Source organism: Saxibacter everestensis (genome assembly GCF_025787225.1).
Lineage (GTDB): Bacteria > Actinomycetota > Actinomycetes > Actinomycetales > Brevibacteriaceae > Saxibacter > Saxibacter everestensis.
Window position 1 is genome coordinate 281,098 of record NZ_CP090958.1, and the last position, 15,277, is coordinate 296,374.

Here is a 15,277-nt window from a genome sequence, read left to right on the forward strand (position 1 = left end):
TTCGGCGCGTACTCCTTAGAACTTCGTGCCGGTGAGGAGCTCATAGGCCTCAATGTAACGGGAACGCGTCTTCTCGACGACGTCTTCAGGCAGCGCTGGCGGTGGGGCATCTGATCCGCGGTCCCAACCGGAATCCTGGCCGGTGAGCCAGTCGCGGACGAACTGCTTGTCGAAACTCGGCTGCACGGTTCCGGGCGACCAGGACGCAGCGTCCCAGAACCGTGAGGAGTCCGGGGTCAGGACTTCGTCGCCGAGGATGATGTCGCGGCCTTCCGGCGTGCGGCCGAACTCGAATTTGGTGTCGGCCAGGATGATGCCGCGTTCGCGGGCGATCTGCTCGGCCCGGGCATAGACGGCTAGCGTCAGCTGGCGAAGCTCGGCGGCGTCCTCCGGCCCGATCTGCTCGGCGACGGCATCGAAGGAAACGTTTTGATCGTGCTCGCCGACATCGGCCTTGGTCGCCGGAGTGAAGATCGGCTGCGGCAACCGGTCGGCCTCGCCGAGGTCTTCCGGCAGCTCGACGCCGCAAATTGCCCCGGTCTTCTGGTAGTCGGCCAGCCCGGACCCGGTGAGGTAACCGCGGGCGACGCACTCCACCGGAAACATGTCGAGCTTCCGGCAGATCATCGCCCTGCCGGCGACGGCATCAGGCACCCGGGCGCTGACCACGTGATTCGGCACCACATCGGCCAGCTGCTCGAACCACCACTGGCTCAGCCGGGTCAGCACAGCGCCCTTATCCGGAATCGTGGACTCGAGCACGAAGTCGTAGGCGGAGATCCGGTCGCTGGCGACGACCAGCACCTGGTCGGACGCTGAGCCAGCCGAGCCGCCGGGCGCCGCAGCCGAACCGCCGGACGCCGACGCCGGGCCACCCTGCCCAGCATCGATCGGCACGTACAGGTCCCGCACCTTGCCGGAATAGATATGTTTCCAGCCGGGTACCTCGATGAAGGCGGCTGATTCCAAACCGCTCACAGAATTTCCTCCGTCGCCGGATCGACATCCGGGGTGCGGTCCGCGTCAACGTCCAGGACGCGGCCGTTACCGCCTGCGGAGCGGTCCGAGGCGGATGCTGCGCCTGCGTTGACACTGAAGAGCCGGCTTCCTTCCGGCACCACGATCTCATCGTTGGCTGCCTTGAGCGCAATATCGGTCCTGAGCTGAACGCCTGGCCAGTCGATCAGTCCTGCAGCGCCGTACGCGGCGTCCCGGGCGGCCGCCAGGTCGGCTCCGCAGCCGACAACGGAGAGCACCCGGCCGCCGGAGGTCACAACTTCCCGGTTCCCATCGAAGCGGGTGCCAGCATGCAGCACGTAGGCGTCGGGCAGGTCGGCGGCCTCTTCCAGACCGCTGATCGGGTCGCCGGAGCGCGGTGAGTCCGGATAGTTCTCGGCGGCCAGGACGACGCTCACCGCGGTGTCGTCGTGCCAGCGCAGCGGCTCCTGCTGGTCCAGCCTGCCCTCGGCGGCGGCGAGCAGCAGCTGGGCCAGCGGCGTTTCGAGCCGGGCCAGGACCGCCTGGGTCTCCGGATCACCGAAGCGAACATTGAACTCGACAACGCGGAGCCCGCGTGAGGCCAGCGCCAACCCGCAGTAGAGCACCCCGACGAATGGGATGCCACGGCGATGCATTTCATTCAGTGCCGGCTGGGCAACGCGTTCGACGATCTCCTCGACGAGCCCTTCTGGTGCCCACGGCAGCGGCGAGTAGGCTCCCATGCCCCCGGTATTCGGACCCTCGTCGTCATTGAAAATCCGTTTGAAGTCCTGTGCGGGTGCCAGCGGAACGGCAGTGGAGCCGTCACAAATCACGAACAGGGATACCTCGGGGCCGTCGAGGTAATCCTCGATCACCACCCGATCGCTTACCTCGAGGCAGGCCTTGGCATGCGCCAACGCGGCGGCCCGGTCGTCGGTGACGACGACACCCTTGCCGGCGGCCAGGCCGTCGGCCTTGACCACGTGTGGCGCGCCGAACGCATCGAGCGCGTCGGCTGCCTCGTCGATCGTGGTTGCGACATGGGCCATCGCGGTCGGGATTTCGGCGGCAGACATGACCTCCTTGGCGAAGGCCTTGCTGCCCTCGAGCTGGGCGGCATCCGCCCCGGGTCCGAAGACGGCGAAGCTTGCCTCGCGCAGGTCGTCCGCCTCCCCCGTGACGAGCGGCGCCTCGGGCCCGATAACGACGAGGTCGATGTCGAGTTCCTCGGCCAGGGCGACGACGGCCGGCCCATCATTCGGGTCGATCGACCGTACCGCGGCGATCTGCTCGATCCCGGGGTTGCCGGGCGCCGCGATCACCGCCGAAACGGCAGGGTCAGCGGAGAGTGCTTTGACCAGGGCGTGCTCACGTGCGCCGGAACCTAGAACCAATACCTTCACAACTGCTCAGCCTAGTCCAGAGTGGGGCATCGACCCCAGCGAAGCTGGAAACCTTAGTCCAGAGTGGGGCATCGACCCCAGCGAAGCTGGAAACCGGGAGGAGCGCGGACGAAGAGGCGACCCCGCAGTATGCATACCTGCCCACACCGCCGGGCCGCAGCCGGGCGGCCCGTCAGCGACCAGTCGCTCACCGGGGTATCCGCACGGCGCTTAGGCTGGTGTGGTGAGTTCTACATTTCTGGCAGGCGACGCCGTCGAAATAGCCGTCGTCGAGCGGTCCGGTTTCATCGAATCCCGTCACCTCGGCTCTGCTGTCGTCGTGGCTTCGGACGGCGAACCACTCCTGAGCGTCGGTGACCCCGCTGCCCCCGTTTTCACCAGGTCCTGCCTGAAGCCGCTCCAGGCGCTGGCAATACTCCGGGCCGGAGTGCCGCTCGCGGGTGCGCAGGTTGTGCTGGCTTCGGCCTCACACAGCGGCCAGCAGCAGCACACCGACGTTGTGCGCAGCATGCTGGACGGAGCAGGGCTGAGCGAAGACGACCTGCGCTGCCCTGCGGACCTGCCAGGAAACAAGGCGGCCCGCCGCGAAGTCCTCGCTGCCGGAGGCGGTCCGCGCAAGCTCTACTTCAACTGTTCGGGCAAGCATGCCGGCTTCCTGTGGGCGTGCCGCCTCAACGGCTGGGACATCGAGACCTACCTTGAGCCCGAGCACCCTATGCAGCGTCTGGTCGCCGAAGTGGTCGAGGAGTACACCGGTGAACCACCGGCGGCGATCGGTGTCGATGGCTGTGGCGCCCCAGTGTTCGCCACGTCGCTGACCGCTTTGGCACGCGGAATCTCGAAGATCGCCGCCGCCCCGCTTTTTCTGCGGTCGCGGGAAACCAAGAACATGGCGGCCGATGCACGTGCGGCGACCATTGCCCAGGCCATCGACGACTACCCGTGGGCGATAGCCGGCGATGGTGAGCCCAACACCATCGTGATCGAAGATCTCGGCATCCTGGCAAAACTCGGCGCCGAAGGCATGCTCGTACTGGCCACGCCCGCGGGCATTGCGGTCGCGGTGAAATGCCTGGATGGCGCCCACCGGGCCACGACTCTCGCCGGACTTACCCTGCTTGCGGAGGCGGGCGGCATCGATCGGGACAAAGCTGCGGCCGTGCTGGAGAAGCTGGAGATCCCCGTTCTCGGCGGCGGCGAGAAGGTCGGTCGCGTGCGAGTAGGCGAGGGAATCAGCGCCTTGGCGCTCGCAGGACGGTAGCGACGATGGCTCGACGTCGTATCGATGAAGTCGCCGGCCGGGCCGCGCTCGACGCCTGGTGCAGGCATCGAGAGCCGGATGCCGATGCAGGCTCCGTGCCGGATCGCAGAATCATTGCCACGGCGGTCCGGTTCACGCTGGAGGAAATAGCCGAGCGGGCGCCGGGGAACAGCGTCGAGGTCCGGGTGCCGCCGTTCGGCGTGACGCAGTGCGTCGAAGGCCCGCGGCACACCCGCGGCACCCCGCCGAACGTAATTGAGACCGACGCCGAGACCTGGCTGTCCCTGGTGACCGGGATGCTCGACTGGGACCAGGCGAAATCCGAGGCACGGCTGATCGCGTCCGGCCTGCGCGCGGATGTCGGCGACTGGCTGCCGCTCTTCGCTGCGGGCACGCGCTAGAAGATGCGGGCACCCGCCAGAAGATGCGGGCACGCGCTAGGCGGCGTGTGCGTCCGGCACCCCGCTTGGTCTGGGAACTCTCCCCGCTACCGTCCGGCGCCCCGCTGGTCTGGGAACTCTCCCCGCTACCGTCCGGCGCCCCGCTGGCCTGGGAACTCTCCCCGATGCCGTCCGTGATGTGGTCCCCGCTGTCGATTCCAGACCGGACCTGAGATATTGAAATCACAACCGACTGACCGACCGCCTCGCATTGCCGAGCGTAGTCGCGGTAACAGCTGAAGCCTGGAGGAGAAATCGATGAAGATTACCGGCGCTGTACTAGAAGAAATGTCCCGGCCGAGGCCGTACGCCGAGTCGAAGCCGATCAGCATCTCCGAGCTTGAGCTCGCCGAACCAGGCCCGCACGAGATCCTGGTCCGGATCGAAGCCGCAGGGGTATGCCACTCTGATTTGTCCGTCGTGGATGGCAACCGGCCACGGCCGCTGCCGATGCTACTCGGCCACGAAGCAGCCGGGATCGTGGAGCAGGTTGGCAGCGACGTTTCGGACATCGAGGTCGGGCAACGGGTGGTTATGACGTTCCTGCCGCGCTGCGGCGAGTGTGACGCCTGCGCCACCAACGGCAGGATGCCGTGCACGCCGGGCTCGGCCACCAACGGTGCCGGAACCTTGCTCGACGGCGAACGCAGGCTCTCCCGTGACGGCGATCCGATCGAACACCATGTCGGCGTCTCAGGGTTCGCGACGCACGCCGTTGTGGACCGCCGCTCCGTGGTTCCGGTCGACAATGACGTGCCGCCAGAGGTCGCCGCAGTGCTCGGCTGCGCTGTGCTCACCGGGGGAGGGGCGATTATTAATGCGGCGAAGCCGGAGCCAGGCGAGGCCATCATGGTTGTCGGCCTGGGTGGCGTAGGCATGGCGGCGCTGCTGACCGCGCTCTCGCTTGATGGGGAGGACGCCGAGCCTCGCCGCGAGGTGATCGCAGTCGACGGCGTCGCCGACAAACTTCGGCAGGCTCGCGACCTGGGCGCAACCCAGGTCTACAGCCCACAACAGTTGGCGGAGCGAGCCGAGGCCGGGGACCCGGTCAAGGCACCGATCGTGATCGAGGCTGCCGGCAATGCCCGGGCCTTCGAATCCGCTGTTGCCGCAACGGCGCCGGGCGGGCGCACGGTATCGGTGGGCCTACCCTCCCCGAAGGCAACATCCACGATCTCCCCGCTTGGTATCGTGGCAGAAGCTCGGACGATCGTTGGTTCATATCTCGGCTCGGCTGTCCCATCCCGGGATATCCCGCGCTTCGCCGAGCTGTGGCGAAGCGGCCGTCTGCCGGTCGAAAAGCTGGTGTCGTCCCGGGTCCCGCTCGCCGAGATCAACACGGCGATGGATGAACTCGCCGACGGCCACGCTGTCCGGCAGATCATCACGTTCTGACGTCGGTCGATCCGTATCGGGCTGGATCCGCCCAACCGCGTCTCGCTGCCAACGAAGCTGCCATTGAAACCGTCATGAAACCTGTCAAACCGCCGCGCGTTCGCAACGTCGGCACCAACGAGAGATACTGTAGCCATGCCAGTCACTCAGTCCTTTATCGGCGGCCGTTCGATCCCCTCGACGGAGACTTTTCCCAACATTGATCCCGCCACCGGCAAGAGCATCGGCGATGTCGCGCGGTCCGGCGCCGATGAGGTCGATCTTGCCGTGGCTGCGGCCCGCACAATCCAGCCCGAATGGGCGAAGACATCGCCCGAACAGCGATCGATCCTGCTGACGAAGATGGCGGACGCCGTCACGGCTCACCGCGACGAGCTGGCCCGCCTGGAGTGCGAGGACACCGGCAAGCCGCTGACCCAGGCCTATGCCGACGTCGACGTTTGCGCGCGGTACTTCCGCTATTACGGGCACTGCATCGAGACGTACTACGGCATCACGATTCCGATGCGCGATGACATGCACGTCTACACCCGGCGCGAACCCTTCGGCGTCACTGGGCACATCGTCGCGTGGAACTACCCGCTACAGCTCATTTCGCGTGCCGCGGCAACCTCGCTGGCCGCCGGCAACGCGGCGGTGGTGAAGCCGGCGGATGAGACCCCGCGGACCGCCGTCCGGCTGGCCGAACTGATCGTCGAGGTTGGTTTCCCGGCAGGGGTGTTCAACGTAGTCACGGGGCTCGGCGCCGAAGCGGGCGCGGCGTTGACCGCGCATCCGGGCGTCGACCACCTCGGTTTTGTCGGATCGACCGAGGTCGGCTCGCTGATCGCGCACGCCGCCGCCGACCGGGTTGTGCCGACCGTGCTTGAGCTTGGCGGCAAGTCGGCCAATGTCGTATTTGCGGATGCCGACGTCGACGCAGCGGTGCCGTTCCTGGTGAAGTCGATTCTGCAGAACGCCGGGCAGACCTGCTCGGCCGGTTCCCGGCTGATCGTACATCGGGATGTGCACGACGAGGTTATTTCGAAGATGGCGGCAGCTTTCCGGAAGACCACGATCGGCGTCGGAGTGGACGATCCGGACCTGGGTCCACTGATTTCGAAGAAGCAGCAGGGCCGGGTGCGGGACCTGGTCGCTGGCATCAGCCGAGGCACAGTGGTAACCGGGGGAACGATTCCTGAGGGACTCGGCGATGGATCATTCTTCGCTCCGACGCTGATCGATGGCGTCGACCCGTCCGACGAGATTGCTCAGCAGGAAGTCTTCGGGCCGGTCGTGGTCGCAACCCAGTTCAGCGACGATGACGAGGCGGTCGCGATCGCGAACGGCACGGACTACGCCCTGCTCGCCGCTGCCTGGACCCAGAATCTGAGCCGTGGGCACCGGATGGCGCAGCAGCTGCAGGCCGGACAGGTATACGTCAACACTTATGGCGCCGGCGGTGGTGTCGAGCTTCCGTTCGGCGGCTTCAGGAAGTCGGGTTACGGTCGTGAGAAGGGATTCGAGGCGCTTGACGCTTACACCCAGACCAAGACCGTGGTAATGAAGCTGTAATGCAAAGAGACGCTTAGGACTATGAAAGACAACATCGAGGTTCGCGTCCGGCGCGCACCCAAGTACGGGGTATTCGTCGGAGCAGGTGTGCTGCTCGGCGTGGTCGCTGCGCTGCTCGTCGTCGGCCTGGGCCCGGACGTCTCGCTGCAAAATGACGAGTACTCTCCGACCAGCATGTTCGCCCTGCTCGGCCTCGGCTTCGGCATCGCCGGAGCGTTGCTGGGCGGGCTCGTCGCCATCGTCCTCGATCGCCTGTCCGGCCGCCGGACGCACACCACTGAAGTGACCGGCGTCTTCGAGGAGACGGACGCCGGATCAGGCGTCAATCCCGGCACCCTTCCCGACGTTCCTGACGCCGGCTCCGATGACCCTGACGCCGTACCCGATGACCCTGACGCCCGACCCGGCGGGCCGCGCTAGCCGAGTTGGCGGCAAGGATCGCGAGCGGCGCGTAAGAACGGGTCTGAATGCGCGCGCGGTCTTGCATGCCGTTCGCGTTCTATGCCGGGCGAACACCTGACCAGCCGGCGGATCCAGCGAGGGTGACGAATGCGACATCGGGCGCGATGGTGTGGGAAGATTAACCCGTGGCCCGCTCAGATGGACGTTTATCCCACGAACTCGACCCCCATGACAAAGGCCCGCAGGATGCCTGTGGCGTATTTGGCGTTTGGGCGCCTGGCGAGGATGTCGCCAAGCTCGCCTACTACGGCCTTTATGCCCTGCAGCACCGCGGACAGGAGTCAGCGGGAATCGCCGCCTCGAATGGCCGGCAGATCCTGGTGTACCGCGATATGGGGCTGGTCTCGCAGGTCTTCGATGAGACTGCGCTGGAAACGTTGCAGGGGCATATAGCCGTCGGGCATTGCCGATACTCCACTACCGGCGGCTCAACCTGGGAGAACGCTCAGCCAACGCTCGGCCCCACCGCGGGTGGCACCGTCGCGCTGGCGCACAACGGAAACCTGACCAACACCGCGGACCTGCGGGACATGGTCGTAGACGACCAGCTGCTGCGTGAGGAACGGAACATCGCTCACGGGCGTCGCTCCCGCACCCGTGCCACGTTGAAGTCGACCTCGACGAACGACACGTCGCTCGTCACCGCTCTGCTGGCCGGGGATCCGGATCACACTCTGACCGCGACGGCTCTTGAACTATTCCCGAAGCTCAAGGGAGCATTCAGCTTCGTCTTCATGGACGAAAACACACTTTACGCGGCACGTGACCCGCAGGGGGTTCGTCCGCTGGTCCTCGGCAGGCTGGAGCGCGGCTGGGTCGTGGCCAGTGAATCGGCGGGCCTGGACATCGTCGGTGCGTCGATGGTGCGCGAGGTCGAGCCGGGTGAGCTGATCGCCATCGATGAAGATGGCCTGCGAAGCTATCGGTTCGCCGAGACGAAGCGCGCCGGCTGCGTCTTCGAGTACGTCTACCTGGCCCGGCCAGACACCACGATCAACGGCAAGGTCGTTCACACCGCCCGAGTTCAGATGGGCCGGGTACTGGCTCAGGAACATCCGGTCGAAGCAGACCTGGTGATACCCACCCCGGAATCGGGTACGCCGGCCGCGGTCGGATATGCCGAGGAGTCCGGTATCCCGTTCGGTCAGGGACTGGTCAAGAACTCATACGTCGGCCGGACCTTCATCCAGCCCAGCGACACCATCCGCCAGCTGGGCATCCGGCTCAAGCTCAATCCGCTGCGGGACGTCATCCGCGGCAAGCGCCTGATCGTGGTCGACGACTCGATTGTGCGCGGTAACACGCAGCGTTCACTCGTTCGGATGCTGCGCGAAGCCGGCGCCGCCGAGATCCACGTCCGGATTTCCTCACCCCCGGTCAAATGGCCCTGCTTCTACGGGATCGATTTCGCCTCACGGGCCGAGCTGATCGCCAACGGACTCGACACCGCCGACATCTGTGCCTCACTTGGCGCGGATTCGCTCGGTTACATCTCGGTCGACGGGATGATCGGCGCTACCGAACAGCCGCGAAACCAGCTGTGCACTGCCTGTTTCACCGGGGAGTACCCCATCGAACTCCCCTCCGAAGACAGGCTGGGGAAGAACCTTCTGGAGTTGCCCCTGTGAGCGCCGCGCAATCAGCCGGAACCGATCAACAGCACGCCGGCCCTCAGACCACACAGGGCACGACGTACGCGTCGGCCGGCGTGGATGTCGAGGCAGGGGACCGGGCCGTCGAGCTGATGAAGGCCGCGGTATCCGCTACGCACACCCGGCAGGTAGTCGGCGGCGTGGGCGGTTTCGCCGGGCTGTTCGATGTATCCGTGCTGAAGGACTACCGCAGGCCGCTGCTTGCGACCTCGACGGATGGCGTCGGCACCAAGGTCGCGATAGCGCAGGCGATGGACATCCACCACACGATCGGTTTCGACCTGGTCGGCATGGTCGTCGACGACATCGTGGTTTGCGGCGCGAAGCCGCTCGTGATGACGGACTACATCGCCTGCGGGCATGTTGTGCCCGAGCGGATTGCGGACATTGTTAGAGGAATTGCCGAAGCCTGCCAGCAGGCGCGAGTCGCGCTGGTGGGCGGCGAAACCGCGGAGCATCCGGGCCTGCTCGGGGTAGACGATTATGACGTCGCGGGAGCGGCTACCGGCGTCGTCGAGGCCGACAGGCTGCTGGGTCCGGATCGGGTTCAGCCCGGCGATGTCGTGCTGGGTATCGAATCTTCCGGGCTGCACTCCAACGGCTTCTCGCTGGTCCGCCGGATTATCGCCGATGCCGGCTGGGCGCTGGATCGCGAAGTCGCCGAGTTCGGCCGAACCCTCGGCGAGGAGCTGCTCGAGCCGACCCGGGTGTACAGTGCCGACCTGCTGGATCTGATCGAGGACCACGAAATGGTCGTCGGCGGTATTAGCGGGGTGCATTCGATCTCGCACATCACCGGCGGTGGTCTTTCTGCGAACGTTGCCCGGGTGCTTCCACAGGGAGTGGTTGCGAAGCTGGACCGCTCCTCATGGACGGTGCCCGGCGTCTTCCAGGTTCTGGCCGAACTCGGCGGAGTGCCGCAGCAGGATCAGGATCGCACCTGGAACCTCGGCGTGGGCATGGTTGCCGTCCTGCATCCGGACGTCGTCGATATCGCTCGCCGGTTGTTGACCAGCCGCAACCTAGGGTCATGGGTGCTTGGCGAGATCGTCCCCGACGACGGATCGCTGCAAACTGCCTCAGGGTACGTTCAGGGCAGTAAGGGAGTCGACGGGGGAGCCGCACTTCTGGCTTAGCCCGGCAGTCGGTGCCGCAGCTACTGTGCCGTCGCCCGCTGCGATATCGGGTGCTCAAGAATATGGCGTCGAGTTGTGACGTCGGCTGATGCGGCCGATGGCCTGCGGCTGATGGATACAAGTTTGCCCGCTGAGGATGTATCTCCAGCGGGCAAACAGGGGTAATGCCTGGCTTAGCGTCCTCCGGACGCCCACTTGTGATCGTCGTCATCGGTGTACTTCGACGCGTAAGCGTCGTAGTCCGAATATTCTTCGTCACCAGCAGTGTCGGGTGGATGCGAATCGGTACCGCCGAGTTCACGTTCCAGGGCGGTGTAATCGGTATCCGGACTGTAGTACTTCAGTTTCCGGGCAACCTTGGTCTGTTTTGCCTTCGCGCGGCCGCGGCCCACAGGCGTCGACCCCCTCACGCGTCTAACCGGGCAGGCACCGTGTGCGGCCCGGAATCCATACATATCTCGTCGTCCAAAGATTACATGGTTATTTGCGATTGAGCCATTTGAGTCTAGTATCTGGCGGCTGAGCCCGACCTCGGTCGGCGGTCCAGCCTCGTTCGGGGGCTGGTTGTCGCGTGAATCAGCTGGCAGCTGTCGACCAGGAGCCGCCGCGGCACCCGACTACCGGACTGCCGGAGGAGTTGACTCAGCCAACTCACATGCCGCGTTGACGTGTCTTCCGCTATTGCCAGTGAGATGATGGACGCATGGGAGCTATTCGACGCCCGTACGAGACGTACCTGCGAGTATTCGAGCCGATCAGCGCTCATCCGGAGCTCGACGTGTCGAGCTTGTCGGTCGCGCGTGATGAGCTCGAATTGGAGTCAGTGAAGGCCGCGAATCGCCGCCTGCTGACGATTCCGGTAAACCCGATGCCATCCGAAGACCTCCGGGCTGTATTGACGATCCCGGTTGGCGTCGTGGGGGACGAGGTGCTGCGGGTGTGCCCGCTTCAGGAACAGGTGCGCAGCTGGCACGCTCTTGATGCGTTGGAAGAAGTTTGGCCCGAATCGGTTGTCGACCTGGTCGCGCCACGGGCCGTGCGGAAGCGGGCCGCTAGCGAACGTGCCAGCTGGGTGCTCGGCGAGCAGGAAACCCGGGTCTTCACCCGAATGGCTACCTGGGAGATTCCGCTGTCGTGGTTTGTTGCCGTGCACAGCGAGGATGACCAGGTTGATGAAACGGATGACCGGGTGCGGGTGCGCACTCCCTTGCTGACCGCGCAGGCCCGTGCCGAGTGGGCTCTGGAGATTCTCAGCGACAAGCTGCCTGACCAGGAAGTCACCGCCGAGGTCGGCGAGTTGGTCGAGTGGCTGGAAAGCTTCGACCTGGATTCATTTGTTGAACTCGACTACGGCGGCCTGGCGGAACAGGTCTGGCCCGATCCGAGCAGCGTTGACGTGCACGACGGGATCGAGGCCCTGGGCGAGGAAGACATGTCCGTTGCGGCCGCAAGCTATCACCGGTTCGTAAAGCGCTGGCAGCAAGTCGCTGCCTTGGCGCGGGCTTCCTGACGCCGGCTGGCCGATTCCCCGCTGAGATTGCGGCCGGCGTCGCAATCTCTGCCGTCCGAAACGCGGTCCGCGATCGCTGCCGCCCGAAACGCGGTCCGCGATGGCTGCTGTCCGCAACCGCCAGCGTGCCCACAACGGGAAAGCAGTGGGGAATTCAGCGGACAAATGCTGGAGCTGGTGGCTCCGTGATCGGAATTTCGCTCGGATCGTGAGACCCCGGGGGTTACTGGTCGGTTAGCCGCTGCAAATCTCCGCGAAGTGAACGAGGAGCGGACGTCCCTGCTGTGCTCCTGCCCGACGGCCGCAAGTCCCCTGAATCGTCAAAACCAACGGGGCGACCGGTATGTTATACCCACTTGGGTACAAATTCGCCGATTTTGTCCCACATGTCGATATTTAGTGCTCTACTATCTTTCAACCCGGATAGTTTCCAGTCCCCAATGGAGAGGGCGCTGTGGCACTGAGGCACAACAACATCCCCGACGTATTGCTGACCCCTGCGGAAGTCGCAAAGTTGTTCAAGGTCAATCCCAAGACGGTGGCCAGATGGGCGGCATCTGGCAAGCTGGACAGCCTGAAGACCATGGGCGGCCACCGAAGGTTCTGGAAGTCTGACATCGACAGAATTCTGGGCATTAAGCCTGCCGAGACGAGGATCGGTCAGCTGCGAAACCTGAGCATCTTCGAGCCCGAGGACAAGCGGCGATGATTTAGCTTGCCGGGATGGCTCGGGCGGACGGATAATCGGCCACAACGGAACTTACCGTAAGGGAGATGATCACGCGATGCATGCAGCAGTAGGCGAGCGGCTTCTGATCCGCGGCAAGGCGGTTGACAGCCCCGATCGGCATGGCGAAATTGTTGAAGTTCATGGGCCAAATGGCGAGCCGCCGTACCTGGTCCGATTTGACGACGGTCACGAGACGCTGGTGTTTCCAGGCACCGACTCCAGCGTCGAGCATTCGGAGCAGCCGCCAGGTTGAGCGAGGATTGCCCGACTGGGGCGTGGGCGCCGGTATCGAAGCGTGGCACCCGGTGCAACGCGTGATCACCGGCTACTAACCGGATGGCTGCCGGCTGCGGTTTATCGGAGGCGGGGTCACCGGCAAGCAGGGCGACGGCACTCGAACCTCGGATGTCCCGAGCGGTTTCGCCGATGCCGGAAAGCCCCGCGGTTACCGATGTCCGAGTGTCGTCTCCGATTCGAGGCCGCGGTGTTCGTGAGCGTCATCCACGGCTGCGAGCCCGTCCGCGACGAACGCCGTGACGGCATCGAGCGCGCCGTGCGTCCGTGTCGGGATGCGGGTGTGACCGAAGCCCGAGGTGTTCAGCATCCGCGATCTGCCGGGATGCGCATCGAGCGCGCCGTGCGTCCGTGTCGGGCATTCGCCGGTCGCCGCGGCCGTGCACGATGAGGAGTTCGGTCTCTGCGGGCAGCGGGTGCGCCACGGCGTCGCAGCGTAGCGCCGCTGATGCTTCGTCCTCGCCCAGTCGGGCGTGGAATCGCGCCTTGACCTGCGCCGCAGTGCGGGCGTTCAGGTGGAAGTCCTTCGCGAACTCGGTGATGAACGGGTCCGGGCCTCCGACTGCGGAAACGACGGCGACGAGACCGACCGGCACCGACGAGCGGGCCACGGTCAGCGCGGTCAGGCCGCCGAGGGAGTGCCCGACAATAGCGTGGAATGGAAGGTCCGCGCCGCTTCGGTCTGCTAGATGGCCGGCGGCGACGAGCATGCGAGTGCTGATGACGTCCTCGATGCTCGCGCCGGCTTCGCGGAGCGCGATGTCCATGTTCTCGACCCACTCCAAAGAAGGCGTATCCAGCAAGCAGAAGAGCCCCTGAAAAATTCCAGGGGCTTCAACTGGTGGCCACGATCGGCGTCGATCCGGTGACCCTTCGATTCAGAGGGCTCGTACCTTTGGGCGGTCCGTAAGCTATGCGACGGGTATAGGCAGGAGCGCCTTCACCGCGTCGTATGCGTGTTGCTCGACGTGGGAGGGAGCATCGAATATCTTTGCCGTCTCAGTGGACCGGTCGAAGCGCGGCCATCCCGGGTCACCGTCGCGGATGAATGCGACCACGTCGCCGTGCACATTGTCGGCGAGAACTTGCGGCGGCTCGGATCCCGCAATAGCTTCGACACGGTCCAACGCCAGACAGTCGAAGATGAATGGCATGTCCAGGCAGTGCACTGCCGCTCCGAACACGGGCGACTGCCAGGAGAATCGGTAGAGCCATGTCGCCGCGTCGCCGCGGGCTTCCGCGATCAGCAGGGCGGCTGACCGGAACATTTTGTCGGTGACGAATCGGCCCACGACATCAGCGGTATGGCGATTCGCTTCGTTGGCGGCGAGGTATGCGTTGAGCCCGTCGCCGATGAGTCCGAGTTGATCGAGGATAGCCTCGGGCGGCACGTGCTCGAGTGAGTCTCGGGCACCGGCGAGCATCATCGAGAACTCGTCGTCTGTCGCGCCCAGGATGAAACCCTTGTCGTGGCCGATTCCGGCTCGCAAGGAGTCCAGCGCCGGTCCGGGGATCAGTTCGCCGTCAACAACAGGGGCGAGTGTAAGTCCTTCGCCTACGAGGGCGCGCAGTCCTGCGATCGGGACGGCGAGTGGGCCATCCGGTGTCGGCTCAGCTGCCGGGCCGACGGATGCGAGCCGTTCCTGCACAGCGATGATCTGCTCGTCGGTGAGCGACGAGAGGCCGGCGCGGGTCGGCGGGACTCCCGCCTCCTGGGCGAATCGGCGCCCGAAGTCCTCCGCCTGGTCGAGGCTGATATCGGCCATGGGCCCGGAGATGGAGTAAGCCTGCGAGAACAATCCCTGGGCGCGCGGCATCCCGAGCAGCGTCGTGACGGCCGCGCCGCCGGCGGACTGGCCGGAAATCGTCACGCGCGTCGGGTCTCCGCCGAACGCGGCGATGTTGTCGCGCACCCATTCCAGGGCGAGAAGCCAGTCCAGCACCCCGCGATTGTGCGGGGCATCCTCGATCCAGCCGAAGCCGTCGAATCCAAGCCGATATGACACGCTCACCGTCACGACGCCGTCGCGATTGAACGCGGCGCCGTCGTACCACGGGCTGGCAGGAGAACCTGCGACGAAGCCGCCGCCGTGGATGTACACGAGCACCGGAAGTGCTGCGTCCGTCGCCGGGGCTGGCGTGAACACGTTGACGTTTAGCGTGGACTCGCCAGGGTACGACGGCTCGGGGATGAGCGTGACCTCCATCAGCGCTTTGCGCTGGGGAGTCGCGCCGAACGCGGTCGCTTCGCGCACACCTTCCCATGGCGCGTGCGGGACTGGGGCGGCGAAGCGCAGGTCACCGACGGGCGCTTCGGCGAAAGGGATGCCGAGGAAAGCGGCCGACCCTTCGCGTTGGATGCCGCGGACCGTGCCCGCAGTGGTGCTGACATCGACTGTCTCTGTGTTCATGGTGTCTCCTTGATCTGGATTTCATCAGCTGCGCTCACCCGGCGCGGC

At 65.4% G+C, this 15,277-nt stretch carries 16 protein-coding genes; 11 read left to right on the top strand and 5 right to left on the bottom strand.

What is annotated here, in order from left to right; translation table 11 throughout:
• Window positions 1–15 precede the first annotated feature (15 nt).
• A complete protein-coding gene (locus tag LWF01_RS01280; RefSeq protein WP_349639231.1) occupies window positions 16–978 on the bottom strand; it encodes a phosphoribosylaminoimidazolesuccinocarboxamide synthase in 963 nt (320 codons plus the stop codon).
• The gene (gene purD, locus LWF01_RS01285) at window positions 975–2,384 is read right to left on the bottom strand and encodes a phosphoribosylamine--glycine ligase (protein WP_349639232.1); all 1,410 of its coding nucleotides are present in this window, start codon (window positions 2,382–2,384) and stop codon (window positions 975–977) included. The genes LWF01_RS01280 and purD overlap by 4 nt, the downstream gene beginning before the upstream one ends.
• A 223-nt stretch (window positions 2,385–2,607) precedes the next feature.
• Between purD and LWF01_RS01290 the strand changes: the two genes are divergently transcribed.
• From LWF01_RS01290 to purM, 8 genes are all read left to right on the top strand, one after another.
• Window positions 2,608–3,645 (top strand): asparaginase, encoded by a 1,038-nt coding sequence (locus LWF01_RS01290; protein ID WP_349639233.1) that lies wholly within the window; start codon window positions 2,608–2,610, stop codon window positions 3,643–3,645.
• 5 nt (window positions 3,646–3,650) lie between these two features.
• Window positions 3,651–4,046: a sterol carrier family protein gene (locus LWF01_RS01295; protein ID WP_349639234.1), complete on the top strand. Its 396-nt coding sequence runs from the start codon at window positions 3,651–3,653 to the stop codon at window positions 4,044–4,046.
• Window positions 4,047–4,093: 47 nt separating this feature from the next.
• Window positions 4,094–4,258 (top strand): hypothetical protein, encoded by a 165-nt coding sequence (locus LWF01_RS01300; RefSeq protein ID WP_349639235.1) that lies wholly within the window; start codon window positions 4,094–4,096, stop codon window positions 4,256–4,258.
• A gap of 85 nt (window positions 4,259–4,343) precedes the next feature.
• The gene (locus LWF01_RS01305) at window positions 4,344–5,480 is read left to right on the top strand and encodes an alcohol dehydrogenase catalytic domain-containing protein (RefSeq protein WP_349639236.1); all 1,137 of its coding nucleotides are present in this window, start codon (window positions 4,344–4,346) and stop codon (window positions 5,478–5,480) included.
• Window positions 5,481–5,615: 135 nt separating this feature from the next.
• On the top strand, window positions 5,616–7,034 hold the full coding sequence (locus LWF01_RS01310; RefSeq protein ID WP_349639237.1) for an aldehyde dehydrogenase family protein: 1,419 nt from the start codon (window positions 5,616–5,618) through the stop codon (window positions 7,032–7,034).
• A 21-nt stretch (window positions 7,035–7,055) separates the two neighbouring features.
• Window positions 7,056–7,454 (top strand): hypothetical protein, encoded by a 399-nt coding sequence (locus tag LWF01_RS01315; protein WP_349639238.1) that lies wholly within the window; start codon window positions 7,056–7,058, stop codon window positions 7,452–7,454.
• 167 nt (window positions 7,455–7,621) lie between these two features.
• The gene (gene purF / locus LWF01_RS01320) at window positions 7,622–9,124 is read left to right on the top strand and encodes an amidophosphoribosyltransferase (RefSeq protein ID WP_349639239.1); all 1,503 of its coding nucleotides are present in this window, start codon (window positions 7,622–7,624) and stop codon (window positions 9,122–9,124) included.
• The gene (gene purM, locus LWF01_RS01325) at window positions 9,121–10,284 is read left to right on the top strand and encodes a phosphoribosylformylglycinamidine cyclo-ligase (protein ID WP_349639240.1); all 1,164 of its coding nucleotides are present in this window, start codon (window positions 9,121–9,123) and stop codon (window positions 10,282–10,284) included. The genes purF and purM overlap by 4 nt, the downstream gene beginning before the upstream one ends.
• A 173-nt stretch (window positions 10,285–10,457) precedes the next feature.
• On the opposite strand, the gene LWF01_RS01330 is transcribed toward purM, so the two are convergent.
• Window positions 10,458–10,676, bottom strand: a complete 219-nt coding sequence (locus tag LWF01_RS01330; protein WP_349639241.1) for a DUF3073 domain-containing protein — start codon at window positions 10,674–10,676, stop codon at window positions 10,458–10,460.
• A gap of 311 nt (window positions 10,677–10,987) precedes the next feature.
• Between LWF01_RS01330 and LWF01_RS01335 the strand changes: the two genes are divergently transcribed.
• The 3 genes from LWF01_RS01335 to LWF01_RS01345 all read left to right on the top strand — a co-directional run bounded on the left by LWF01_RS01335 (window position 10,988) and on the right by LWF01_RS01345 (window position 12,777).
• Window positions 10,988–11,794 (top strand): DUF8083 family protein, encoded by an 807-nt coding sequence (locus tag LWF01_RS01335; protein ID WP_349639242.1) that lies wholly within the window; start codon window positions 10,988–10,990, stop codon window positions 11,792–11,794.
• Between the two features lie 454 nt (window positions 11,795–12,248).
• Complete coding sequence (locus LWF01_RS01340) at window positions 12,249–12,503, top strand: BldC family transcriptional regulator (RefSeq protein ID WP_349639243.1); 255 nt, start codon at window positions 12,249–12,251, stop codon at window positions 12,501–12,503.
• Window positions 12,504–12,579: 76 nt separating this feature from the next.
• Window positions 12,580–12,777 (top strand): DUF1918 domain-containing protein, encoded by a 198-nt coding sequence (locus tag LWF01_RS01345; protein WP_349639244.1) that lies wholly within the window; start codon window positions 12,580–12,582, stop codon window positions 12,775–12,777.
• Window positions 12,778–13,021: 244 nt separating this feature from the next.
• On the opposite strand, the gene LWF01_RS01350 is transcribed toward LWF01_RS01345, so the two are convergent.
• Together LWF01_RS01350 and LWF01_RS01355 are read right to left on the bottom strand one after the other, a co-directional pair.
• Window positions 13,022–13,585, bottom strand: coding sequence for an alpha/beta hydrolase family protein (locus LWF01_RS01350; protein ID WP_349639245.1), 564 nt, complete (start codon window positions 13,583–13,585; stop codon window positions 13,022–13,024).
• Window positions 13,586–13,729: 144 nt separating this feature from the next.
• Entirely contained in the window at window positions 13,730–15,229 is a 1,500-nt protein-coding gene (locus LWF01_RS01355) for a carboxylesterase/lipase family protein (RefSeq protein ID WP_349639246.1), read from the bottom strand.
• Window positions 15,230–15,277: the final 48 nt, after the last annotated feature.